The organism is Hamadaea sp. NPDC050747 (assembly GCF_040654195.1).
Taxonomy (GTDB): Bacteria; Actinomycetota; Actinomycetes; order Mycobacteriales; family Micromonosporaceae; genus Hamadaea.
In genome coordinates, this window is the sequence record NZ_JBFAHM010000008.1 from 55,625 (window position 1) to 76,301 (window position 20,677).

The 20,677-nt window shown below is 71.0% G+C and carries 22 protein-coding genes; 13 read left to right on the top strand and 9 right to left on the bottom strand.

Annotated elements, in window-relative coordinates:
- Positions 1-67: 67 nt before the first annotated feature.
- The gene (locus AB0H43_RS19910; RefSeq protein ID WP_360000999.1) at positions 68-2,008 is read right to left on the bottom strand and encodes a cellulase family glycosylhydrolase; all 1,941 of its coding nucleotides are present in this window, start codon (positions 2,006-2,008) and stop codon (positions 68-70) included.
- Positions 2,009-2,209: 201 nt separating this feature from the next.
- Between AB0H43_RS19910 and AB0H43_RS19915 the strand changes: the two genes are divergently transcribed.
- From AB0H43_RS19915 to AB0H43_RS19955, 9 genes are all read left to right on the top strand, one after another.
- Positions 2,210-3,022 carry a DUF6042 family protein gene (locus AB0H43_RS19915; RefSeq protein WP_360001001.1) on the top strand — a complete coding sequence of 271 codons (813 nt, stop codon included), beginning with the start codon at positions 2,210-2,212 and terminating at the stop codon, positions 3,020-3,022.
- A 224-nt stretch (positions 3,023-3,246) separates the two neighbouring features.
- Positions 3,247-4,074, top strand: coding sequence for an SGNH/GDSL hydrolase family protein (locus AB0H43_RS19920; RefSeq protein WP_360001003.1), 828 nt, complete (start codon positions 3,247-3,249; stop codon positions 4,072-4,074).
- A 78-nt stretch (positions 4,075-4,152) separates the two neighbouring features.
- Positions 4,153-5,442 carry a M20/M25/M40 family metallo-hydrolase gene (locus AB0H43_RS19925; RefSeq protein WP_360001004.1) on the top strand — a complete coding sequence of 430 codons (1,290 nt, stop codon included), beginning with the start codon at positions 4,153-4,155 and terminating at the stop codon, positions 5,440-5,442.
- Positions 5,443-5,484: 42 nt separating this feature from the next.
- Positions 5,485-6,126, top strand: coding sequence for a hypothetical protein (locus tag AB0H43_RS19930; RefSeq protein WP_360001006.1), 642 nt, complete (start codon positions 5,485-5,487; stop codon positions 6,124-6,126).
- 87 nt (positions 6,127-6,213) lie between these two features.
- On the top strand, positions 6,214-7,167 hold the full coding sequence (locus tag AB0H43_RS19935) for an aldo/keto reductase (protein ID WP_360001007.1): 954 nt from the start codon (positions 6,214-6,216) through the stop codon (positions 7,165-7,167).
- 40 nt (positions 7,168-7,207) lie between these two features.
- Positions 7,208-7,399, top strand: a complete 192-nt coding sequence (locus AB0H43_RS19940) for a DUF5703 family protein (protein ID WP_360001009.1) — start codon at positions 7,208-7,210, stop codon at positions 7,397-7,399.
- A 120-nt stretch (positions 7,400-7,519) separates the two neighbouring features.
- Complete coding sequence (locus tag AB0H43_RS19945; protein ID WP_360001011.1) at positions 7,520-8,587, top strand: LLM class F420-dependent oxidoreductase; 1,068 nt, start codon at positions 7,520-7,522, stop codon at positions 8,585-8,587.
- On the top strand, positions 8,588-9,427 hold the full coding sequence (locus AB0H43_RS19950; protein ID WP_360001013.1) for an undecaprenyl-diphosphate phosphatase: 840 nt from the start codon (positions 8,588-8,590) through the stop codon (positions 9,425-9,427). It begins immediately after the preceding gene.
- Positions 9,428-9,446: 19 nt separating this feature from the next.
- The gene (locus AB0H43_RS19955) at positions 9,447-10,133 is read left to right on the top strand and encodes a histidine phosphatase family protein (RefSeq protein ID WP_360001015.1); all 687 of its coding nucleotides are present in this window, start codon (positions 9,447-9,449) and stop codon (positions 10,131-10,133) included.
- Between the two features lies 1 nt (position 10,134).
- Here the strand turns inward: AB0H43_RS19955 and AB0H43_RS19960 are convergent, their stop codons facing one another.
- On the bottom strand, positions 10,135-11,352 hold the full coding sequence (locus tag AB0H43_RS19960; RefSeq protein ID WP_360001017.1) for a hypothetical protein: 1,218 nt from the start codon (positions 11,350-11,352) through the stop codon (positions 10,135-10,137).
- A 124-nt stretch (positions 11,353-11,476) separates the two neighbouring features.
- Here AB0H43_RS19960 and AB0H43_RS19965 point away from each other — a divergent pair, with 124 nt between their 5' ends.
- Positions 11,477-12,415, top strand: a complete 939-nt coding sequence (locus tag AB0H43_RS19965) for a trypsin-like peptidase domain-containing protein (RefSeq protein WP_360001019.1) — start codon at positions 11,477-11,479, stop codon at positions 12,413-12,415.
- Here AB0H43_RS19965 and AB0H43_RS19970 read toward each other — a convergent pair.
- Both AB0H43_RS19970 and AB0H43_RS19975 read right to left on the bottom strand, forming a co-directional pair.
- Complete coding sequence (locus tag AB0H43_RS19970; protein ID WP_360001021.1) at positions 12,408-13,241, bottom strand: MOSC N-terminal beta barrel domain-containing protein; 834 nt, start codon at positions 13,239-13,241, stop codon at positions 12,408-12,410. The two genes, AB0H43_RS19965 and AB0H43_RS19970, sit on opposite strands and share 8 nt — an antisense overlap.
- A 2-nt stretch (positions 13,242-13,243) precedes the next feature.
- Entirely contained in the window at positions 13,244-13,780 is a 537-nt protein-coding gene (locus AB0H43_RS19975) for a helix-turn-helix domain-containing protein (RefSeq protein ID WP_360001023.1), read from the bottom strand.
- A 52-nt stretch (positions 13,781-13,832) separates the two neighbouring features.
- On the opposite strand from AB0H43_RS19975, the gene AB0H43_RS19980 reads away from it, so the two are divergent.
- Positions 13,833-14,306 (top strand): GNAT family N-acetyltransferase, encoded by a 474-nt coding sequence (locus AB0H43_RS19980; RefSeq protein ID WP_360001025.1) that lies wholly within the window; start codon positions 13,833-13,835, stop codon positions 14,304-14,306.
- A gap of 55 nt (positions 14,307-14,361) precedes the next feature.
- Here the strand turns inward: AB0H43_RS19980 and AB0H43_RS19985 are convergent, their stop codons facing one another.
- Both AB0H43_RS19985 and AB0H43_RS19990 read right to left on the bottom strand, forming a co-directional pair.
- Entirely contained in the window at positions 14,362-15,135 is a 774-nt protein-coding gene (locus AB0H43_RS19985; protein ID WP_360001027.1) for an SCO1664 family protein, read from the bottom strand.
- Positions 15,116-15,688, bottom strand: a complete 573-nt coding sequence (locus AB0H43_RS19990; RefSeq protein ID WP_360001029.1) for a DUF3090 domain-containing protein — start codon at positions 15,686-15,688, stop codon at positions 15,116-15,118. The genes AB0H43_RS19985 and AB0H43_RS19990 overlap by 20 nt, the downstream gene beginning before the upstream one ends.
- Positions 15,689-15,788: 100 nt before the next feature.
- Here AB0H43_RS19990 and mshC point away from each other — a divergent pair, with 100 nt between their 5' ends.
- Both mshC and AB0H43_RS20000 read left to right on the top strand, forming a co-directional pair.
- Positions 15,789-17,027 carry a cysteine--1-D-myo-inosityl 2-amino-2-deoxy-alpha-D-glucopyranoside ligase gene (mshC, locus tag AB0H43_RS19995; protein ID WP_360001030.1) on the top strand — a complete coding sequence of 413 codons (1,239 nt, stop codon included), beginning with the start codon at positions 15,789-15,791 and terminating at the stop codon, positions 17,025-17,027.
- 208 nt (positions 17,028-17,235) lie between these two features.
- Positions 17,236-18,390, top strand: a complete 1,155-nt coding sequence (locus tag AB0H43_RS20000; protein ID WP_360001032.1) for an MFS transporter — start codon at positions 17,236-17,238, stop codon at positions 18,388-18,390.
- A 1-nt stretch (position 18,391) separates the two neighbouring features.
- Here the strand turns inward: AB0H43_RS20000 and AB0H43_RS20005 are convergent, their stop codons facing one another.
- The 3 genes from AB0H43_RS20005 to AB0H43_RS20015 all read right to left on the bottom strand — a co-directional run bounded on the left by AB0H43_RS20005 (position 18,392) and on the right by AB0H43_RS20015 (position 20,668).
- Positions 18,392-18,784 carry an Hsp20/alpha crystallin family protein gene (locus AB0H43_RS20005; RefSeq protein WP_360001034.1) on the bottom strand — a complete coding sequence of 131 codons (393 nt, stop codon included), beginning with the start codon at positions 18,782-18,784 and terminating at the stop codon, positions 18,392-18,394.
- A 58-nt stretch (positions 18,785-18,842) separates the two neighbouring features.
- Entirely contained in the window at positions 18,843-19,670 is an 828-nt protein-coding gene (locus AB0H43_RS20010) for a GntR family transcriptional regulator (protein ID WP_360001036.1), read from the bottom strand.
- Between the two features lie 116 nt (positions 19,671-19,786).
- Positions 19,787-20,668, bottom strand: coding sequence for a PAC2 family protein (locus AB0H43_RS20015; RefSeq protein WP_360001038.1), 882 nt, complete (start codon positions 20,666-20,668; stop codon positions 19,787-19,789).
- Positions 20,669-20,677: the final 9 nt, after the last annotated feature.

A 20,677-nucleotide genomic window follows, 5' to 3' on the forward strand; every position in this document is an offset into this window, starting at 1 on the left:
GGGGGCGCCCCGCACCGCTGTGCCATCACGGGAGACTGAACCCATCCGGTTCACGCCGCGTTAGCCGTCACCGCGCCGGGTCGCGTAGGACGCGTACCCCGAAGGGCTCGAGATCGACCTGGGCCACCTCGTGCCCCGCGGCGAGATCGCGCAGCCCGGCCGGGGTGCCGTCGGCGCGGACCGGCACCACGGTGACCGGCTCGTCCACCGCGTTGATCAGCCAGACGAACCGGTCGCCGTCCGCGTGCCGCAAGGCGTCCACGAACACGCGCGGGTCGGCCACGCGGACCGCGGGCGTCACGCCCGCGAGCGCCGCCAGCGCCGCGTAGAGCCGCCCGGTGGGGTCCGGGTTGACGTGCGGCGTCGCGGCCGCCATGGCTTCCAAGGGGTACGCGCAGAAGACGATCCCGCCGTCGCCGACCGCCCGGCGCAGCAGGGCCGGCCGGCCGTTCGGGTCCACCGCGAGCACCTCGGCGTCGACCGCCTGCACGGGCAGGTACGCCCGAAGGTGCTCGTTGCCGCCGACCGCGAAGTCCAGGGCGTCCCCGGCCCGCAGCCCGCCGAAGTCCTGGGTGACGGTGAAGCGCACGGACGGGCCCTCCACCCGGTCGACCAACCCGTAGCGCAGCTCGTGGCGGACGCCGAAGATCCGGTCGACGCCCGCGTACCACGGGCCGCGCTGGTTGTCGGTGCCACCGTCGCAATAGGACACGAACACGGTCGCGCCCGCCTCGGCCAGCTGCTCCAGCCGACGCCAGCCGGGCGCGGTGAGCTGCTTGAGACTGGGCAGGACGTAGAGCCCGCAGCCGTCCGGGATCCCGCCCGGCGCGTCCCCGGCGCTCTGCCGGATCAGCGCGGGCGGCAGGTCGGCCGACCGCAGCCCGAGGTACGCCTGCTCGACCGCCGCGAACGCGACACGCCGCTCTCGCTCGTCGGTGAACGGGTACGCCGTGTCGGCGTGCGAGGTGACCACGAGCCCGACCTGACTGTCGTCGCGTACGCAGCGGGGCAGGTCGACGGCGTCGAGGATCTGCCGGAACGCCGCCATCTCGCGCAGCGACGCCTTGGGCTGCCCGTGCACGTCGGTAACCCCGAAGTGCAGCTCGAACGGGTGATGCGAGTAGGGCGCCTCGTCGAACAGGTCGTCGAAGTCGGTGTTGTTCCAGCCGACCCAGCCGGTCGATCCGGCCAGCAGCGAGGTGTGCAGCAGCTGCCGGTACCAGTGGCCGACGTTGTCGTCGGAGACGAAGTCGCTGGACGCGCCGAACTCCTCCAGCACCACCGGCTTGCCCGCGACGTGCGCCAGTTCGCACGTGTACGCCGCCCGCCAGTGCTGGCGTACCTGGTCGTCGCCCATCGGGTAGACGTGCGGGCCGATCCAGTCCTGCAGCGGACCCAGCTCGGCCAGCCGGAAGCCGCTCTCCAGCCCGCTCAGCTCGATCGTCCAGGCGCCGTCGCCGATCGACACCGGCTGGGTCGCGCCCCCGGCGCGCAGCCCGGCGATGACGAGCTGTGCCCAGGAGGACACCGTCTCGACGGTGCCGCGCCCGCCGTACAGGGGCATCTCGTTGGACAGCAGCCAGCCGACGACCGCCGGATGGGCGGCGAACCGCCGGGCGACCTGTTCGGCGAACCACGCCTGCCGGCCGACCAGCCACACGTCGCTGTAGAGGTCTCGGCCGCCGCGCCAGGACGGGTCCCAGTTCTCCCCGGACATGTGCCCCACGATCAGCGTCGGGATCGTGGTCAGCCCGTATGCCGAGTGCTGGTCCAGGAAGTCGGCGAAGCGCGCCATGACGTCCTCGTCGAGCCGGTCCGGGGCGGGCATGGCGTCGGGCCAGAAGAAGAAGCTGCGGGTGACGGTCAGCCCGTGGTCGGCGAGGACCTGCAGTTCCTTGGCGACGACCGCCGGGTCGTAGCGCGTCCACATGCGGGGACCGCCGACTCGGGACCAGAAGTTGACGCCGAGCAGCGGCTCGCCGGTGAGGACCTGGAGGGGACGGTGCATGGAGTGCTCCCGTGATGGTGGGGGATGGGCGTGCCTGCGATCACAGCACTGAACCGTTTAAGTGTCAACACGCTAGCTGTCTCACCGGATGGCAAGGCTTCATGGCTTAACCGGTTAGTTACCCGGGTCGGCGTCGATGTCGGACCACTGGGGTACCGTTCGCGACTGACGACAAGGGACGGTCCTGGGGAGAGAGCGGTCGTGGGCTGGGAGCCGGAGGAGGAGCAGCCACTGTGGAGGCTGGCTCCGATGCATCCGTCCTGGGTGCGCTGGCTGCCGTGTGCGGTCGCCAGCCTCCGGGTGGTGCCCGACGACGAGGACGCGCCACGGTTCCCCCGGTCCTGGTACGACCGTCCCGAGCTGGGCCTGCCCTGGGACGAGCCGGTGTGGTGCGATCCCGGTCCGGTCGAGGAGTGGTTCGAGCAGTCGCCCGGCCACTCCGAGGAGGAGGTCCGCTCGCACTACGACCAGGTCGTCGAGGCGCGTACGCGGCGGATCGAGACCTTCACCGAATGCTGCTCGCGAGCGGGCATCCCGGTGCCGTTGACGCTGCGCCACCTGGTGGACTGCCTCATCGCCCTCGGCGTACTCGACGAGGTGACCGGGCCGGACGGCGAGACCTGGGTGATCGCCCAGTTCGCGGCCAACCCCCTCGACATCCTGCCCCTCACGCCGACCGAGGCGGCCGAGGAAGCGGCGGCCCAGATGCTCGAACGCGGGGTGCTCGCCGGGATCGGGCTACGGCGGCTCGCGGAGGAGCAGGCGCCGGACGGCGGCGGCACGACCGTTCGCGTCACCTTGCGCCGGCTCGGCGACGAAATCGGCCTGACCCCGGCGGCCACCCGCCTCGCGCTCGACCTCATCGCCGCCGAGGAGTCGTGGATCTCCGTGGAGCCGGGCGTCAGCCTGCTGACCGTCGGCCCCGACGAGGTGTTCGTGATCCGGGCCGATCACTCGCTCCTCGCCCAGGTCTACGACATGGACGAGCTGATCGCCCCCGAGCACATGATCTAGCCCTGCCCGCCCTGCCCTTTCCGCGCGATCATGAACTTTCGGTCGTGATCGACCGGCGTGGCGTGTTCCCAGCGCCCTGATCGATCCCGTAAGTACATGATCGATCGGCTGTCCATGCTGGACCGGCACCGGTCGGTGAATTCATGGGTGTAACTCTTGTGATGGCGGCCACACCGACGTTACTGTCTGGTAACCCCCGTCCCGACAGGAAAGGCAGGCCCCCGATGCGCGTACCGCGCAAGTTCCTCGCCCTTTTCGCCGGCCTCATCGCGGCCGTCCTGCTCGCCTCGCCCGCCGCCGCCGACCCCGGCCCGCCGCCGAACTCGATGGCGAGCATGGGTGACTCCATCACCCGTGGGTTCAACGCCTGCGGCTGGTACGTCGACTGCCCGTCGCGGTCCTGGAGCACCGGCACCTACTCCTCGGTCAACAGCCACTACTCCCGCATCCTGGCCAAGAACTCCGCGATCTCCGGGAAGAACTACAACGACGCGAAGTCCGGCGCCAAGGTCGCCGACATGTACGGGCAGGCCGGCACCGCGGTCGGCCAGGGCGTCCAGTACGTGACGATCCTGATCGGCGCGAACGACGCCTGCACCGGCAGCGAGTCCTCGATGACCTCGGTGGCCGCGTTCCGTACGTCGATCGACTCGGCGCTCAACCGGATCAAGGCCGGGCTGCCCAGCGCCAAGGTCGCCGTCATCTCCATCCCGAACGTCTGGCAGCTCTGGAACGTCGGGCACGTCAGCAGCTCGGCGGTGAGCACCTGGAACCTGTTCGGCATCTGCCAGTCGCTGCTGGCCAACCCGACCTCGACCGCCCAGGCCGACGTCGACCGGCGCGCCCGCGTACGCCAGCGGGTCGTCGACTTCAACAGCCAGCTCGCCCAGGCCTGCGCGGCGTACGGGGCGAACTGCGACTTCGACGACAACGCGGTGTTCAACTACCCGTTCCAGCTGTCCCAGGTCTCCGGGTGGGACTACTTCCACCCGAACACCTCCGGGCAGGCCGTGTTGGCGAACGTCACCTACGCCGCCGGCTTCGGCTGGTGATCGTTCGGTGACCGCTTGGTGATCTTTCGGCGGCAGGCCGGGGTGTGGTCCCCGGCCTGCTTGCGGTAGGAATGATCCATGACGAACGTCGTGGACCTCTGCAGCAACTTGATCCGGATCGACTCGACCAACACCGGCGATCTCGACACGAGCGCCGGTGAGCGGAAGGCGGCGGAGTACGTCGCGACCGTGCTGAGCGAGGCCGGGATCGAGCCGGCGGTCCTGGAGTCGGCGCCGGGCCGGACCAACCTGGTCGCGCGCATTCCCGGCCGGGACTCCTCGCACGGTGCGCTGCTGGTCCACGGGCACCTCGACGTCGTCCCGGCCGACGCGAGCGAATGGTCGGTCCACCCGTTCAGCGGCGAGGTGAAGGACGGCTACGTCTGGGGCCGGGGCGCGGTCGACATGAAGGACTTCGACGCGATGGTCCTGGCGACGGTCACCGGCTGGCAGGCTGAGGGCTACGTGCCGCCGCGCGACATCGTCCTGGCGTTCACCGCCGACGAGGAGGCCGGCGGCGACTACGGCGCCCACTTCCTCGTCCAGCGGCACGCCGAGCTGTTCGAGGGCTGCACCGAGGCGATCGGCGAGGTCGGCGGTTTCTCCGTGACGGTCGCGCCGGACCTGCGGCTCTACCTGATCCAGACGGCCGAGAAGGGGATCGACTGGCTGCGGCTGCACGCGGCCGGCCGCCCGGGGCACGGGTCCTTCGTCAACGACGACAACGCGGTGACCGCTTTGTGCGAGGCGGTGGCCCGGCTCGGGCGTACGGAGTTCCCCGTGGTGGTGACCCCGACCGTGCAGGCGTTCCTCGAGCACGTCTCCGAGGTGCTGGGCGTCGAGCTGGACCCGGACCCGGAGAAGGCCATCGCCAAGCTCGGCCCCATCGCCCGGATCGTCGGCGCGACCATCCGCAACACCGCCAACCCGACCCGGCTGTCGGCCGGTTACAAGGACAACGTCATTCCGGGCAAGGCGACCGCGACGATCGACTGCCGTACGCTGCCCGGCTTCGCCGACCAGTTCCAGGAGCAGCTGCGCGCGGTCGTCGGCGACCAGATCGAGATCGAGACGGTGCACCACCAGGCGGCCCTGGAGACGACCTTCGACGGGCCGCTGGTCGACGCGATGGCGGCGGCGCTGCGGGCGGAGGACGCCGGGGCACGCCCGGTGCCGTACATGCTTTCGGGTGGGACCGACGCCAAGGCGTTCGCCACGCTCGGCATGCGCTGCTTCGGTTTCTCTCCGCTGCAGCTGCCGGCCGACCTGGACTTCGCCGCGCTGTTCCACGGCATTGACGAGCGCGTCCCGGCGGAGGGACTAGAGTTCGGCGTGAGAGTGCTGGACCGCCTGCTCCGCAGCAGCTGACCGCCGCCGAAAAACCGTTGAGAGTCCGAAGGGGACAAGCCCATGAGCTACACCGACGCCCAGGTCGACGCCGCCCTGGAGGCGGTCATCACCGCGGCGCGTGAACACCTCGCGGCGGTACGCGCCGCCGGTGGCAAGATCGACGACGACGAGGTCTGGCGCACCTACGTCGCCCTGAACAACGCCTCGGTGGCGTACGACGACGCTCTGCTGGACGTGTTCGGCGAGGTCACGCCGTGGAACGTCGACAGCATCGACGTGGACAAGGCGGATCAGTTCTTCGGCGAGGAGACCGCCCCCGGCGACGACCCGCATCCGCGGGTGATCTCGGTGCGGCAACGGCGTGATTACCGCGTACCAAGTGTGGCGGCCCTGCTCAGGGCGGGCCAGGAGGCGCGCGACACCGCGATGGGCGCCGACGCCGGTGCGGTCGAGTCGGTGAGCGAGGCGCTGGTCGAGCTGCTCCAGTCGGGTGACGGTTCGCTGTCCGCTCTGGACATCCCGGAGCTGGAGCCGCTGGACGGCCTGGTGGCGGTGGCCGAGGTGGATGAGCCGCTGGACCCGGAGACGTTCGAGGAGAGCGACGGCGCCGGCCCGTTCACGCTGTCGGGGTCCGACCGGCTCATCGGCCGGATGGACGAGCACCTGCACGCCGAGGACGACGATCACGACCACGATCACTGAGCCTGGGGTCACCCGCTGTCACTGCCGCCGGTAGAACACCACGGGCGGCAGTGACGCGACACGCCCGGAGCGAATATCGTTCACCTCATGCAGCAGCGTCCGCTCGGCCGCAGCGGGCTGTCGGTCTCCCGGCTGGCCCTCGGCACGATGACCTGGGGTCACGACACCGACCCCGATGACGCTGGCGCGCAGCTGAAGTCCTTTGTGGATGCCGGTGGGACGCTGGTCGACACGGCCGACGTCTACGCCGACGGCGAGGCCGAGGCGGTCCTCGGCACCCTCCTGGACGCGATGGTTCCCCGGGACGAGTTGCTCATCGTGGGCAAGGCGGGCGTGCGGTCGCACGGCGCCCGCCGCCGCGACAGCTCGCGCGGCCATCTCCTGCGCAGTCTGGACATCACACTTCGCCGCCTCGGCACCGACTACCTCGACATCTGGCAGGTGCACGGCTACGACCCGGCGACCCCGTTCGAGGAGACGATGGCCGCGGTCGATCACGCGGTGTCGACCGGCCGGGTCCGGTACGCAGGCGTGGCCAACTTCGCGGGCTGGCAGATCGCCCGCGCCGCGACGTGGCAGCAGGCCTGGCCGCAGCGTGCCCCGATCGTGGCGGCCGGATTCGAATACTCCCTGCTCGAACGCAGCGTCGAACGGGAGTCGCTGGCGGCCTGCGAGGCGCTCGGCGTCGGGGTGCTGCCCTGGTCGCCGCTCGGCCGGGGCGTCCTGACCGGCAAGTACCGCAATGGGCGTCCCGCCGACTCCCGGGCGGCTTCGGCCCAGTACGAGCAGTTCGTGCTCGCGTACCTGGATCCGCGGTGCTCGGCGATCGTCGAGGCGGTGCTCACGGCGGCCCAGGGCCTCGGGGTGTCACCCGCACAGGTGGCGCTGGCCTGGATCCGGGACCGGCCCGGCGTGACCGCGCCGGTCCTGGGCGCGCGTACGGCGGATCAGCTGAGCGAGGCGCTGCGCTGCGAGGAGGTCGAGCTGCCGCCACAGATCAGCCGGGCGCTCGACGACGTCTCCGCCATCGAACCGGCTTGAGGTACTTGTCGCTTTCGCCCATCAGGCGCAGGATCGGGCTATGGACTACGAATACGCACCGCTGCGGTTGCCACCGGATGTCGACAGGATGACCGCCGCGGTGCGGCTGACGTTGCAGGCCGAGTACAACGGCTGGGAGCTGGACCGGCTTCAGTTGCTCAAGGACGGAACCCGGCGGGTGATCCTCCGCCGGCCCAGCCTCGGCGGCCTGATGCCCGGCCTGTCCACCTAACTAGGGAGTCCCTCCGGCGAGCCGCCGGGAGTGCAGCAGCCGGGGAGCCTCTCGGGCGACCCGCCAGAAGTGCGTCAGCCGGATGGTTGCCAGCAGGCTACTCGCCAGTAGCATGTCGGCATGAAGCTTGGACTCAGCCTCGGCTATCAGACCGCGTGGTCCACCCCGGCGGATCATCTCGCCCTCGCCCAGGAGGCCGACCGGCTCGGCTACGCCGTCGTGTGGGCGGCGGAGGCGTACGGCTCGGACTCGCCCAGCATGCTGGCCTGGATCGCCGGGCAGACCGAGCGGATCGACGTCGGCACCGCCGTCATGCAGATCCCCGCCCGGACGCCCGCCGCGACCGCGATGACCGCCGCGACCATCGACGCGCTGAGCCGCGGCCGATTCCGGCTGGGTCTCGGCGTCTCCGGCCCGCAGGTCTCGGAGGGCTGGCACGGCGTCCGCTACGGCAAGCCCCTGGCGCGTACGCGGGAGTTCGTCGACATCGTGAAGCTGGCGCTCGGCCGGAAGACCGTCGAGTACCACGGCGAGCACTACGAACTGCCGTTGCCGGGTGGTCCGGGCAAGGCGCTGAAGCTGAGCTTCCATCCGCCGCGCGAGCACGTGCCGATCTATCTCGCCGCGATCGGGCCGAAGAACCTCGAGCTGGCGGGCGAGATCGCCGACGGCTGGCTGGCCATCTTCTACTCCCCGGAGTACGCCGAGGAACAGCTGGCCTCGATCGCCAAGGGCCGGGCGAAGGTCGGCAAGACGCTGGACGGCTTCGACGTCGTGCCCAGCGTCCCGGTCGTCGTCGGCGACGACGACTCACCCGAGGGCCTGGCCGCCTGCGCCGAGCTGATCCGGTGGTACGCCGCGCTCTACGTCGGCGGCATGGGCAGCCGGGAGCAGAACTTCTACAACCAACTCGCGACGCGGATGGGCTACGGCGACGCCGCGCGCGAGGTCCAGGATCTCTATCTGGCCAAGCGTCATCGCGATGCGGCGGCGGCGATTCCGTTCGAGTTCATCGACCGGACCAGTCTCATCGGTCCGAAGGAGAGGATCGCGGCCCGGCTGCGTGACTACGCCGCCGCGGGGGTGACTACGCTCTCGGTGTCGCTCTTCGCCGCGGACGCGGAATCCGGAATGGCGACACTGCGTACCCTCGCAGAGGCGTTGGAGCTTTCGGGAGTGGGAGAGTAGATGTCGGAGATCGAGGTCTGGCAGTCGGTGGTGCTCGGCGTCGTGGAGGGGATCACCGAATTCCTCCCCGTGTCGTCGACGGGGCACCTGACCATCACCGAGCAGCTGCTGGGGCTCGACATCAAGGACGAGGCGGTGACCGCGTACACGGCGGTCATCCAGATCGGCGCGATCTTCGCCGCCATCATCTACTTCTTCAAGGACATCGTCCGGGTCGTGAAGGCATGGGTCCGGGGGCTTTTCTCGGCCTCGGCGCGGCAGGAGCCCGATTGGCGGTTCGCCTGGTACGTCATCGTGGGGTCGATCCCCGTCGGCATCGTCGGCTTCCTCGCCCAGGATCTGATCAAGGGCGGTCTGCGCAGCCTCTGGGTCGTCGCGGCCGCCCTGATCCTGTGGAGCATCCCGATGGCCTTCGCCGAGCACGCGGCGACGCAGATCAAGGGCGAGCAGGGCCTGACGATGAAGGACTCGATCATCATCGGGTTCACCCAGTGCCTGTCGCTGATCCCAGGCGTCTCCCGGTCGGGTGCGACGATCACCGCCGGTCTGCTGCGCGACCTCGATCGGGTGACGGCCACCCGGCTGTCGTTCCTGCTCGGCATTCCGGCGCTGACCGCGGCTGGGCTGTATGAATTGAAGGACGCGATCTCCGGGCCGTCGGTGTCGACCGTCGCCCTGATCGTCGGCACCGTGGTGAGCTTCGTGGTGGCGTACGCGGCGATCGCGTGGCTGCTCAAGTACGTCGCCCACCACTCGATCATGGTGTTCGTCTGGTACCGCGTCGCCCTCGGGCTGGGCATCATCGCCCTGCTCGTCACTGGGGCGATCACGGCGTACTGAGAAAAACTAGACTTCTGCCGTGACCATCGTTCTGCTGCTCCGCCACGGGCGTACGACGGCGAACGCCGACGGCGTCCTCGCCGGCGACCTGCCCGTGGAGCTGGACGAGCGCGGCCGGCAGCAGGCGGAGGCGGTCGGGCAGCGGCTCGCGGGCCTGCCGCTGGCGGCCGTCGTGACCAGCCCGCTCAAGCGCTGCCGCCAGACGCTCGAACTCGCGCTGCCCGGCGTCGCCCCCGTCGTCGAGGCCGGGCTCACCGAGTGCGGCTACGGCGCCTGGGTCGGCCGCAAGCTGTCGGAGTTGGCCAAGGACCCGTTGTGGGCCACGGTTCAGCAGCATCCGGCGGCAGTGACCTTCCCCGGCGGCGAGTCCATGGCGGGGATGGCGACGCGCGCGGTGGCCGCTGTTCGCAGCTGGGACGCGCGGGTCGAAGCCGAACACGGCGCGGACGCGATCTGGGTCGCGTCCAGCCACGGCGACGTCATCAAGGCGATCGTGGCGGACGCGCTCGGCCTGCACCTCGATCTGTTCCAGCGGATCTCGGTCGATCCCGGGTCGATCACGGCGATCCGCTACACGCCGAGCCGGCCGTTCGTGCTGCGGCTGTCGGACACCGGCGGCGACCTCCAGAGTCTCGTCCCGCCGAAGCGTCCGGCCGCTGACGAGGTGCCAACCGGCGACGCGGCCGTCGGCGGCGGCACCGGCTGAGTCAATCCGTCTGCCGGAACGCTCGGCGCATGATCATCTTGTCGACCTCGTCGGCTCGCTCGAACAGCCGGCCCACCTCGGCCCGAGCCGTGGCGTCGCCGCTGCGATCGGCTACGAGCACGAGGTTGCGCAGCTCATCGATGCGCCGGCGAAGCGGCATCGGCTCGCCGGCGACGATGGCCTCGATCCGCCGGAGCACCTCTTCGCGGAGCTGCGCCCACGGCAAGTCCGCCGAGACCAATGCCGCCGCCAGATTCGGTGGCGCCCACCCCTCCCGCAACGCCTGGCCGGCGAACGGCTGCCAGCGGTCGTCACCGATGTCGATCAGCGCGTACATCGCTCCCGGGCGCGCACGATCGCCCCGGCTGAGGTCCGTGGCCAGCCGGTCGGCCGCTCGCCGGGACAGCGCCGCGTCGAAGACGACCACCTGGTACGCCCGGCGGCGAACCTCGACCGCGGAGTCGTCGAGCAGTGTCAGCAGCAGGTCGGTCAGCTCGGGCGAAAGCGGCTCCACCGCGTGCAGAGCGCCGAGCGCGGACGCGACGTCGGTTCGCGCGCGATCGTCGCCGACGCCTGCGATCGCCGGCAGCACGGAGTAGTCACCGACATAGCGGACGAGCTTGGTGAGCGAGTGGGGACTTGCCTGCTCCGAGTCGGCAGCCCAGGCCCGAGCAAGAGCTGCGGCGCTCGCCGGCGGCGGTGGTAGTCCAATGGTTCGCATCGCGTCCAGCGCCGCCACTGCCCGCCGGCTGTCGAGCTGGGCGGGTAACCAGCGGGCGGCCGCCGCCGGATCCAGGCGAGCCGCCGACACCATGGCGGTCGATCGTAGCCACGCGTCGGTCCCCGGCGCGTCGGCGATCACACGCAGCCGCGCGGCCAGCGCAGGATCGACACCGCATGACCCGAGCAGCCCGGCCGCCGTCTCCGTCGTCTCGGGATCGGGCCCGGCCAGCAGACCGAGCACCTTCTCGCGGTGGGGTCGCAGAACCGCGGCGGCCGTCGGCTCGGGCAGCATGTCGACGACTTGAGCCGCCGTGAGCAGAAGGCTCTCGGCATCGTCGGCCTCACCCGCGGCGGCGTACTCGATCAACGCTCCGACGACCACCGGAGCGTCGGGGTGCAGTCCGCCGGCGAACAACGCGGACTCCAAAGCGCTGACGCGGTCGGCATCGAGGGACGCGTCCCGAACGAGTCGCAGGAGCTCCGCCTTGTCGGGCATGCCCGTACCTCCCCGTCCGTGGTTGAGCGCGCAGCTTAGCGGCCGATTCGATCCGCGTACGAGCGAAATTCCGCCCAGGGCGGACGGGCGGATGGTTCGGATCGCCGACGACGTTCGCCCATACATGGATGCTGACAAGCTCGAGTCCGACGCTCTGGACGCGTACTCCCGGGTCGTGACCTCGGTGGCGGCGACGGTCCTGCCCAGCGTCGCCAGCCTCAGTGTGCGTACTCCCCGAGGGGCGGGCGCCGGGTCGGCGGTGCTGTTCACCACCGACGGCTTCCTCCTGACCAGTGCCCACGTCGTCGCCGGTGCGCAGACCGGAACCGCCGAGTTCGGCGACGGCGAGGAGACCCGGTTCGACGTGGTCGGCGCGGACCCGCTCGCCGACCTGGCGGTGGTCCGGGTCGCCGCGGCCGGCTCGCCGCCGGCCACCCTCGGCGATGCGAACGAGCTGCGCGTCGGCCAGCTCGTGGTCGCCGTAGGCAATCCGCTCGGCCTCGCCGGTTCGGTCACGGCCGGGGTGGTCAGCGCGCTCGGCCGGTCGCTGCCCGTCTACGACGGCCGCCGCAACCGGCTCATCGACGACGTCATCCAGACCGACGCGGCGCTCAACCCCGGCAACTCCGGTGGCGCGCTCGCCGACGCGCGGGGCCGGGTCGTGGGCGTCAACACGGCGGTCGCGGGCATCGGCGTCGGCCTGGCCGTGCCGATCAACGCCAACACCCGCCAGATCATCGCCGATCTCGTCAGCCAAGGCAGGGTACGCCGAGCGTGGCTGGGCGTCGCCGGTGTGCCGGTGCCGCTGCCCCCGCCGATCGCCGAGCGCCTGGGGCAGCGCCGGGGACTACGCGTCGTCGAGGTCGTGCCGGGCAGCCCGGCCGGGGTCGCCGGGATCTACCTCGGCGACATCCTCGTCACCGCGGGCGGCCGGCCGGTGCAGGGCGTCCAGGACGTGCAGCGGCTGATGCTCGGTCCGGCCATCGGCCAGCGGCTGTCGTTGACGGTGCTGCGCCGGGGCGCCTTCGTCGACGTCGTGGCGGTGCCGACCGAACTCAGCTGACCGTCACCTCGTCGCCGACCCGGAGCTGTCCCTCCGCGAGCGGGACGAGGCGTACGCCGAACCAGGTCTTGCCGTCCCATTTGCGGAACCGGGCCAGGGTGCGGATCGGTTCCTTACCGGTCCGGAAGGTGGCCGCGTCGATCGTCGTGAGCACACAGCGGTCGCAGACCTCGGCGAAGCGGAAGTCGACCGTCCCGACGCGTACGCGCTGCCAGCCGTCCTCGGCGAACGGTTCGGCCGACTCGCCGGGGGAGCCGTCGAACACGAGGTTCGGCCGGAACCGGCTGATCGGCAACGGCTCTGGCACCTCCTCACCGCGTTCGGCCGCGCCTTCGGCGATCCAGTCGTTGAGCTGCCGCATCGAGGCCGTGGTGGCGGCCAGCAGCGGACCGGCGTCGGAGAGGTTGAGCGGGTCGCCGGGCAGCCCGCCGTGGTCTTCGGCGATCGGGCGGCGGCGCGGGTCGTCCAGCCAGGCGAGCCGCAGCGAGCGTCCGAACTGGACGGACAACCACTCGTGCGCCTCCGCCGGCGCGAGGCGGATCTGCTCCAGCCGCGACACCCTGGTCGGCACGAGGTCGCCGTCGACCGGTTCGGCGACGGTGAGCCGGCTGCCGTCCAATCCGGTCAGCGTCACCGATCCGGTCGCGGGATCTGCCGTGACGCCGAGCATCCGGTGCTCGTCACGGGCGGTGAGGTAGCCGCCGTCGGGGTGGAGCACCAGCCAGCGGCGGTCGTGCTGGAGTCCCCAGGGCTCGACCGCCGCTGCTTCGACGGCCACGCCGCCGAGGGACTTCACCGGGTAGAGGTGGATGCTCGCCAGCCGCATGATCACGAGGATAGGGCGTCGAACAGCTGCGTGAACACCAGCAGTTCGACCGGTTCGGCGCCGTCCGGGCGCTCGTCGGGATCCTGGGCGCGCTCGTTGTACCGGCTCAGGACGGCTCGCACGTCGTCCACCAGCTGCCGGGTCTCGTCCGGTGTCGCGTACACGATGGTCTGGGAACCGCCGAGGACCTCCTGCCACCGCGCGGGCAACGAGTGGCGGCGGCCTTGGACCGTGCGGATACGGGTGAGCCAGTGGTCGAGCATGACGTCGGCGAGCGCGGTGGCAGCCTCCCCGTCGGTGTCGGAGAACCGGATGTCGGCCTGCTTGACCCGCCACGGGCGGCGGCGGCCGGGGCCGGTCTCGATCTCCTCGACGAACCCGTAGCGGCCGAGAGTCCGCAGGTGGAAGGCGCAGTTGGTGGGGGAGACGCCGATCAGCTCGCTCGCCTCGGTCGCGGTGAGGCTGGGGTGCAGGTTGAGCACCTCCAACAGGGCCAGGCGGGTCGGGTGGGCGAGTGCGCGCATTGTCCGGGCGTCCATGCCGGAAAGTCTACTCTTTCGGAAGAACTGTTTCGAGCGTAGTGTTTCGAGTATGACGATCGATGTTGTCCTTCGTGAGCCGACCCCCGCCGACGCCGAGCAGTTCCACGCCTTCGCGGCCCATCCGCTTGTCCTGCCGACGGTCGACGCCACCCAGGTGCCGTCGGTGGAGGACGTTCGAACCTTCCTGACCGAGCTGGCCGGCCAGCCCGACGCACCCCGTCGCGAGCGTGTGATCGTCGTCCACGACAGGGTGGTCGGCTCCATCGGCCTCACACTCGAAGGTTCGTCGGCCGAGATCGGCTACGTGATCCATCCGGACTACTGGGGCCGGGGAGTGGCGACGCGGGCGGCGATCGAGATGGTCCGCCTCGGCTTCGACGAGCTGGGCCTGACCCGGATCTACGCCCAGTTCTCCCGGGAGAATCCGGCGTCGGTGCGCGTCGTGGAGAAAGTGGGACTGCACCAGGTCGACGACAAGACCTGGGAGATCACGGCCGACGAGTGGGCGGCGGCGGCTGCTTGATCAGCGCCGGCCGGAGCTCCGACAGCGCCGGCGAGCGCGAGCGATGGCGAGGTCGTCAGATCGGCGGCCAGGGGAGGACGCGGCGATCCGGGTCGGGCTGTGGGAAGACGCCCAGCGTCGTGAGCATCCCGATCCGGTCGGCCAGCGCGGAGATCTCCGTGACGGTCAGGTGATCGTCGAGCAGCCCGTCGAGGCTCAGACCCAACAGATCGGCCCGGAGGTCGTCGGGGATCTCGCGACCGGCGAAGCCCCACAAGACGGTGCGCAGCTTGGATTCGCTGTGGAAGCAGATCCCGTGGTCGACGCCGTACAACCGGTCGCCCGCGGCGAGCACGTGCCCGCCCTTGCGATCGGCGTTGTTGACGACCGCGTCGAACAACGCCATCCGCGCCAGGGCCGGCAGATCCGCGTGCGCGAGCACGAACGCGTCGCCCTCCTCGTCGCGGGCGCTCGCGATCGGGAACCAGCCCTCGGGCACGGCGTACGCGGGGATGAAGCCGACCGGAGGCTCGTCCAGCTCGTCGATCCACAACTGGCACATGCCGGGTCCCAGTGGTCCGTCGCGCAGCACCGTCGGCGGCACGACGTTCCAGCCGAGCGCCTCGCTCACCAGGTACGCGGCCACTTCGCGACCGGCGAGCGTACCGTCCGGGAAGTCCCACAGCGGGGCCTCTCCGCGTACCGGCTTGTAAACCGCGCGGGCCTCGGCGCCCTCATGGGTGAGGATCACGCGGAGCGTGGTGTTGGACGCGTCGACCAGGCGGCCCTCGATCTCCATCTCACCGTGGACGAGAAGGGCCAGCGCCGGCTTATCGGCGGTGGTAGCCATTGTTCCGCGGGCAGAGGTGACCGGCGGGGTCGAGCGGCTGACCGCACAACGGGCACGGCGGGCGGCCGGCGGCGAGCACCCGCTTGGCGCGGTCGACGAAGTCCCGTACGCCTTGCGGCGTCAGGCGAACCCGCAGCCGATCGAGATGGTCGGGGATCTCGCCGGCCTCGTCCTCGGGGGCGTCGGTCTCGGCGTCGGCGTCGAACTCGGCTTCCTCGACGGCGATCGCCTCGATGATGACCGAGGTCTCCTCGACGTCGTAGGCCAGCCCGAGCGTGCCGACCCGGAACTCCTCCTCGACGGGGGAGTCGAGCGGCTCGTTGTCGACGATCGCCGACGACTCCGGCAGTTTGAGCCCGAACCGGCTGTGCGCCTCGGCGAGCAGCTCCTCGAGCTTCTCGGCGAGCAACGACACCTGCACCTTTTCCAGCGCGACACTGACCACCCGGCCCCCGCCGCGCGCCTGCAGGTAGAAAGTCCGCTCCCCGGGCGGACCCACGGTGCCGGCCACGAACCGCTCGGGCGGGTCGAACGCGAACACCTGATGAGTCATGCTCCGACCTTAGCCTCCCGCATTCCCAACCGTGCACCCGGCGCGCTTGTTCCCGCCGCACCCAGGTGGGGCGTCGCCGGGGGCCGGATAGGCTGGCGGAATGGAATCATGGTCCGCTCCCGAGGTGCCCCGCCTGCCCGGCGCGGGCCAGCCGCTGTACCTGTTCGATTCGGCCCGCCGAGACAAGTTCCCGAGCCGGCCGGACGGCCGCGCCGGGCTCTACGTCTGCGGCATCACACCGTATGACGCGACCCACCTCGGGCATGCCGCCACGATGATCACCTTCGACCTGGTGAACCGCCTCTGGCGCGACGCCGGGCATGAGGTCGTCTACGTCCAGAACGTCACCGACATCGACGATCCGCTGCTGGAGCGGGCCGCCCGCGACCACGAGGACTGGGTCGTCCTGGCGATGCGGGAGACGGCGCTGTTCCGCGAGGACATGGAGGCGCTGCGGATCATCCCGCCGGAGCACTACGTCGGCGCGGTCGAGTCCATCCCGGTCATCGCGGAGAAGGTGCAGGAACTGCTCGAGCGGGGAGTGGCGTACCGGCTCGACGACGGGACCGGCGACGTCTACTTCGACATCAGCGCCGCGCCCCGATTCGGTTACGAGTCCAACTTGTCGCGCGAGCAGATGCTGGCCTTCTTCGCCGAGCGCGGCGGCGACCCCGAGCGCGCCGGCAAGCGTGACGCCCTCGACCCGTTGCTGTGGCGCGGCGTACGCCCCGACGAGCCGTCGTGGCCGGGTGGTTCGCTCGGCCCGGGCCGCCCCGGCTGGCACATCGAGTGCGCCGTCATCGCGATGACGCTGATCGGCGACACCGTGGAGGTTCAGGGTGGCGGCAACGATCTGCTGTTCCCGCACCACGAATGTTCGGCCGCGCACGCCGAGGTGCTCTCCGGCGTCGAGCCGTTCGCCCAGCACTACGTGCACGCCGGGATGATCGGGCTGCACGGCGAGAAGATGAGCAAGTCCCGGGGGAATCTGGTCTTCGTCTCGCGTCTGCGGGCCGACCACGTCGACCCGAACGCGTTGCGGCTCGCCCTCGTCGCCGACCACTACCGCGCCGACCGTCAGTGGACCGACGACCTGCTCAAGGCGGCCGAACAACGGCTGGCCCGCTGGCGAGCGGCCGCGTCGGCGCCCGCCGGCCCGTCCGGCGCCGCTCTCCTGGCCGGAGTACGCACGGCGCTCACCGACGACCTGGACACCCCGAAGGCGCTGGCGCTCGTCGACGAATGGGTCGACGGGGCACTGAGCGGCGAAGGCGACGACGCGGACGCCCCCGACCTGATGTCGTCGACCGTCGACGCCCTCCTCGGCGTCTACCTGTAGCCCTCCACCCTCCGCCCGCCCCGCCCGCCTGGACTTACGGCCATGATCAACTTGCCGGTCGTCCCGTGAGCTGAGCCACAGGCGTCCCATATGTCGGGATGCTTGTCTTGACTTATGAGACGACAGGCATAGCGTCGGGATCATGAGATCAGCCCCCCGCGCTGACCGCACTCCTGGCGGCTCACGCAAGCGTTCCCCGGCTTGGTCCATGCTGGCCCTCGGAATGGCGGCGCAAGGCGCCAGCTGCGTCTTCATGTACGGCCTGCCGGTGCTCGTGCCGGTGCTCCGTGGGCACGGGCTCAGTCTCGGCCAGGCCGGTCTGATCGTGGGGGCACCCAGCGCCGGCATGCTGTTCACGCTGGTGGCCTGGGGCTGGGTCGCCGACCGGTTCGGCGAGCGGGTGACGATGTCGCTGGGGCAGGGGCTGGCAGGCGTCGTCCTGGCGATCGCCGCGGTGACCCATCCGTCGATTCCTGTCACCGGGCTGCTGTTGGGCCTGGCCGGAGCGTTGGGCTCGTCGGCGAACTCGGCCAGCGGCAAAGTGGTGCTCGGCTGGTTCCCGCCCGAGCGGCGCGGCGTCGCGATGGCGTTCCGGCAGGCCGCGCAGCCGCTCGGCATCGCGGTCGCGGCGCTGGCGCTGCCGCCGGTGGCCGCCGCGCACGGCCTGCCGGGGGCGTTGGGCGTACTGGCGGCGGTGTGCCTGGTGACGTCGGTGGTCGTGGCGATCTTCGTGGTCGACCCGCCCCGGGGAGCGGCGGCCGGACCGGCGAACGGGCGCAACCCGTACCGGCTGCCGGATCTGTGGCGCATCCACGGCGCCGCCATGCTGCTCGTCGTGCCGCAGTTCACGACCGCGGCGTTCACCTACGACTACCTCGTCGCCGAGCGCGGCTGGGACGCCGCACTCGCCGGGCAGCTGCTGGCGGGCGTACAGATCTTCGGGGCGCTGTGCCGAGTCGCGTGTGGACGATGGTCCGACGCGGTCGGCAGCCGGCTGCGCCCCATGCGCCAGCTCGCCGTGGTCAACGGCCTGGTCGGCCTGCTGGCGGCGGCCGCCATCGAACTCGACCTCGGGCTCAGTCCAGCCCTGCTGATCGGCGCGCTCGTCGTCGCCATGGCGGGCAACGGCTTCGCGTTCACCGCCGTGGCCGAACTGGCCGGGTCGGCGTGGGCCGGGCGGGCGCTCGGCGTACACAACATGGTGCAGAACATCGTCGGTGCGCTCACGCCCGGCCTGATCGGCGCGCTGATCGCGGGCAACGGCTATGCCGTGGGCATCGGGCTCGCCGCGCTGTTCGCGCTGGTGTCCGTGCCGATAACCCCCGCCGACCGCCGGCCCGTCGCCGAGCCCGCGGCCGCCTGATTCACCTCAGGGGTACGCCCGCGGCCACGTTCTTGCCGGTGGCGTCCTCGCCGGTGGGGTAGCCGCCGGCCGGTTCGCGCCCCTGGTCGAGCTGCTCACCGGCGGTCGCGATCTGGCCCGGGATCGGCTCCGGGAGTGCCTCCGTCCGGGGCAGCCGCACGGTGAGCAGCCCGTGATCCATCGTCGCGTCCACGTTGTCGGGGTCCACGTCGCCCGGCAGCTTCACCCGGCGGTCCAGCGCGGCCGGCGTGGCGTCGTCCTCGGACGCCACGACGATGCGCAGTTCCCGGTCGGCCACCTCGACGGCGACCTCTTCCGGTGCGACGCCGGGCAGGGCGGCCACCACCTCCCAGCCGCGCTCGGTCGGGCGTACCTCCACGGTCTCGTTCGTCATCGTTCCCACCTCCGGGCGACCCTGTACCCGGCGGGTGCGAACACGTAACTCGACCTGGTCAGCCCAGGACCAGTCCCGGGTCGTCGTCGACGGAGTCGGGCCGCGGCGCCGGGATCTGGTAGTCCTCGGTCAGCGTCGTCATCGGGCCGGGCCAGGTCGACTGGGCGACCTCGATCGGGCGGTGCCGGTCGTCGTACGCGATGTGCAGCAGGTGCAGCACGGGCGTGTCGGGCCGCATCGCCAGCAGTTCGGACTCGTCCCGGGTGGGCAGCCGCGCGCTGAGGACGTCGGTGGCGGTGACGTAACGCCGCCCGGTGACCTCCTCGACCTCCTGGTAGAGCGGACGCCCGAACGCCTCCGCGCGTTCGATCCCGGAACCGTCGACATCGGACGGCAGGAACCAGGACGCGCCCACCTCGACGGTCACCTGCGACACCGTGGTGTCCAGCGTCCGGACGAGATATCGGCGTACCACCAGGATTGTACCGTCGGGCACCCCGAACGCGTCGGTGACCTCGGCCGGCGCGGCCTCGCGACCGACGGACACGAGCTGCTGGCGGTAGCGCGCGGCCAGATCGGCGTGGTACCCGCGGTGCGCGCCGTAGCGGCCGCGCGCCAGCCGGTTGAGCCGGCGCCGGGTGCCTCGGACGTATGTGCCGGAGCCCGGCTTGGTGATCAGCAGCCCCTCGACCCGCAGCTGGTCGACGGTGCGCTGGATGGTCTGCTTCGCGACGCCGAACATCGTCGCCATGGCGGGGATGCTGGGCAGCCGTTCCCCGGCGGCCCAGTCGCCGCGTCGGATGCGGGCGCGCAGCGCGTCGGCGATCTGCCGGTGCGGGTACTCGGCGACGCCCGGATTGATCCCGGAAGTGCTCACCTCTGTCACAACCGGATTGTGCCGCACGAATGTCCGAATACCTAGATTCCTAGGATTCTTTAGGCGTGGTGTTCTAAAGCGCGCAATTCGCCCAGAGGCCAGGTACGCGCTTTAGAACGGGTGTCTCAGAAGAGTCCGGCGGTAGGACCGGCCGGTCCGGAGTTGCCGCCGCCGCGGCGGCGCAGGTACTTCTCGAACTCGCTGGCGATCTCGTCGCCCGACAGCGGCTGCAGGCCGGCGTCGCCCGCGCGTTCCTCCAGCTCCCGCAGGTACTCACCCAGCTCGGCGTCCTGCTCGCCGGCGGCGCGGACCTTGTCCTCCCACTCGGCCGCCTCCTCGGCCAGGTCGCCGACGGGCACGGGGAGGTCGAGCACCTCCTCGATGCGGTGCAGCAGGGCGAGGGTCGCCTTCGGGCAGGGCGGGTTGTTCGCGTAGTGGGGAACGTGCACCCAGAACGACAACGACTCCAGCTCGGCCGTCTGCGCGGCGTCGTGCATCACCCCCACGATGCCGGTCGGGCCCTCGTAACGGGTCGGCAGCAGGTTGTAGCGCTGCATGGCCTCGGCGTTGGGGGAGCTGCCGCTGATCGGCAGCGGACGGCTGTAGGGCACGTCGGCCAGTAGCGCCCCGAGCAGCACGATCCGGCTGACCTCCAGGCTGTGGCACAGCTCCAGCACGTCGGCGCAGAAGCCGCGCCAGCGCATGTTGGGCTCGATCCCGCGGATCAGCACGACGTCGCGGTCGGCCCCGGGTGGGCTGGCCACGAGGAACCGGGTCGTCGGCCACTCGATGCGCCGGGTGTCGCCGTCGACCAGGCTGATGTGCGGCCGGGTGACCTGGAAGTCGTAGTAATCCTCGGGGTCGACCGCCGCGACCTCTTTGGCGTCCCAGACCTGCTCCAGGTGGTCGAGGGCGCCGCTGGCCGCGTCGGCCGCGTCGTTCCAGCCCTCGAAGGCGGCCAGCGCCACCGGGTTGCGCAGGGTCGGCAGTCCGTCGAACTCGCTCACCCCTACACC

Coding starts and splice junctions, on each gene's coding strand:
- AB0H43_RS19945 (WP_360001011.1), top strand. CDS start 7,520: ATGAAGCTTGGACTCAGCCTCGGCTATCAGACCGCGTGGTCCACCCCG.
- AB0H43_RS19970 (WP_360001021.1), bottom strand. CDS start 13,241: ATGCGGCTGGCGAGCATCCACCTCTACCCGGTGAAGTCCCTCGGCGGC.
- AB0H43_RS19930 (WP_360001006.1), top strand. CDS start 5,485: ATGAGCTACACCGACGCCCAGGTCGACGCCGCCCTGGAGGCGGTCATC.
- AB0H43_RS19965 (WP_360001019.1), top strand. CDS start 11,477: ATGGATGCTGACAAGCTCGAGTCCGACGCTCTGGACGCGTACTCCCGG.
- AB0H43_RS20000 (WP_360001032.1), top strand. CDS start 17,236: ATGCTGGCCCTCGGAATGGCGGCGCAAGGCGCCAGCTGCGTCTTCATG.
- AB0H43_RS19935 (WP_360001007.1), top strand. CDS start 6,214: ATGCAGCAGCGTCCGCTCGGCCGCAGCGGGCTGTCGGTCTCCCGGCTG.
- AB0H43_RS20005 (WP_360001034.1), bottom strand. CDS start 18,784: ATGACGAACGAGACCGTGGAGGTACGCCCGACCGAGCGCGGCTGGGAG.
- AB0H43_RS19920 (WP_360001003.1), top strand. CDS start 3,247: ATGCGCGTACCGCGCAAGTTCCTCGCCCTTTTCGCCGGCCTCATCGCG.
- AB0H43_RS19940 (WP_360001009.1), top strand. CDS start 7,208: ATGGACTACGAATACGCACCGCTGCGGTTGCCACCGGATGTCGACAGG.
- AB0H43_RS19980 (WP_360001025.1), top strand. CDS start 13,833: ATGACGATCGATGTTGTCCTTCGTGAGCCGACCCCCGCCGACGCCGAG.
- AB0H43_RS19975 (WP_360001023.1), bottom strand. CDS start 13,780: ATGGACGCCCGGACAATGCGCGCACTCGCCCACCCGACCCGCCTGGCC.
- AB0H43_RS19985 (WP_360001027.1), bottom strand. CDS start 15,135: ATGGCTACCACCGCCGATAAGCCGGCGCTGGCCCTTCTCGTCCACGGT.
- AB0H43_RS19960 (WP_360001017.1), bottom strand. CDS start 11,352: ATGCCCGACAAGGCGGAGCTCCTGCGACTCGTTCGGGACGCGTCCCTC.
- AB0H43_RS19925 (WP_360001004.1), top strand. CDS start 4,153: ATGACGAACGTCGTGGACCTCTGCAGCAACTTGATCCGGATCGACTCG.
- mshC (WP_360001030.1), top strand. CDS start 15,789: ATGGAATCATGGTCCGCTCCCGAGGTGCCCCGCCTGCCCGGCGCGGGC.
- AB0H43_RS19910 (WP_360000999.1), bottom strand. CDS start 2,008: ATGCACCGTCCCCTCCAGGTCCTCACCGGCGAGCCGCTGCTCGGCGTC.
- AB0H43_RS19950 (WP_360001013.1), top strand. CDS start 8,588: ATGTCGGAGATCGAGGTCTGGCAGTCGGTGGTGCTCGGCGTCGTGGAG.
- AB0H43_RS19990 (WP_360001029.1), bottom strand. CDS start 15,688: ATGACTCATCAGGTGTTCGCGTTCGACCCGCCCGAGCGGTTCGTGGCC.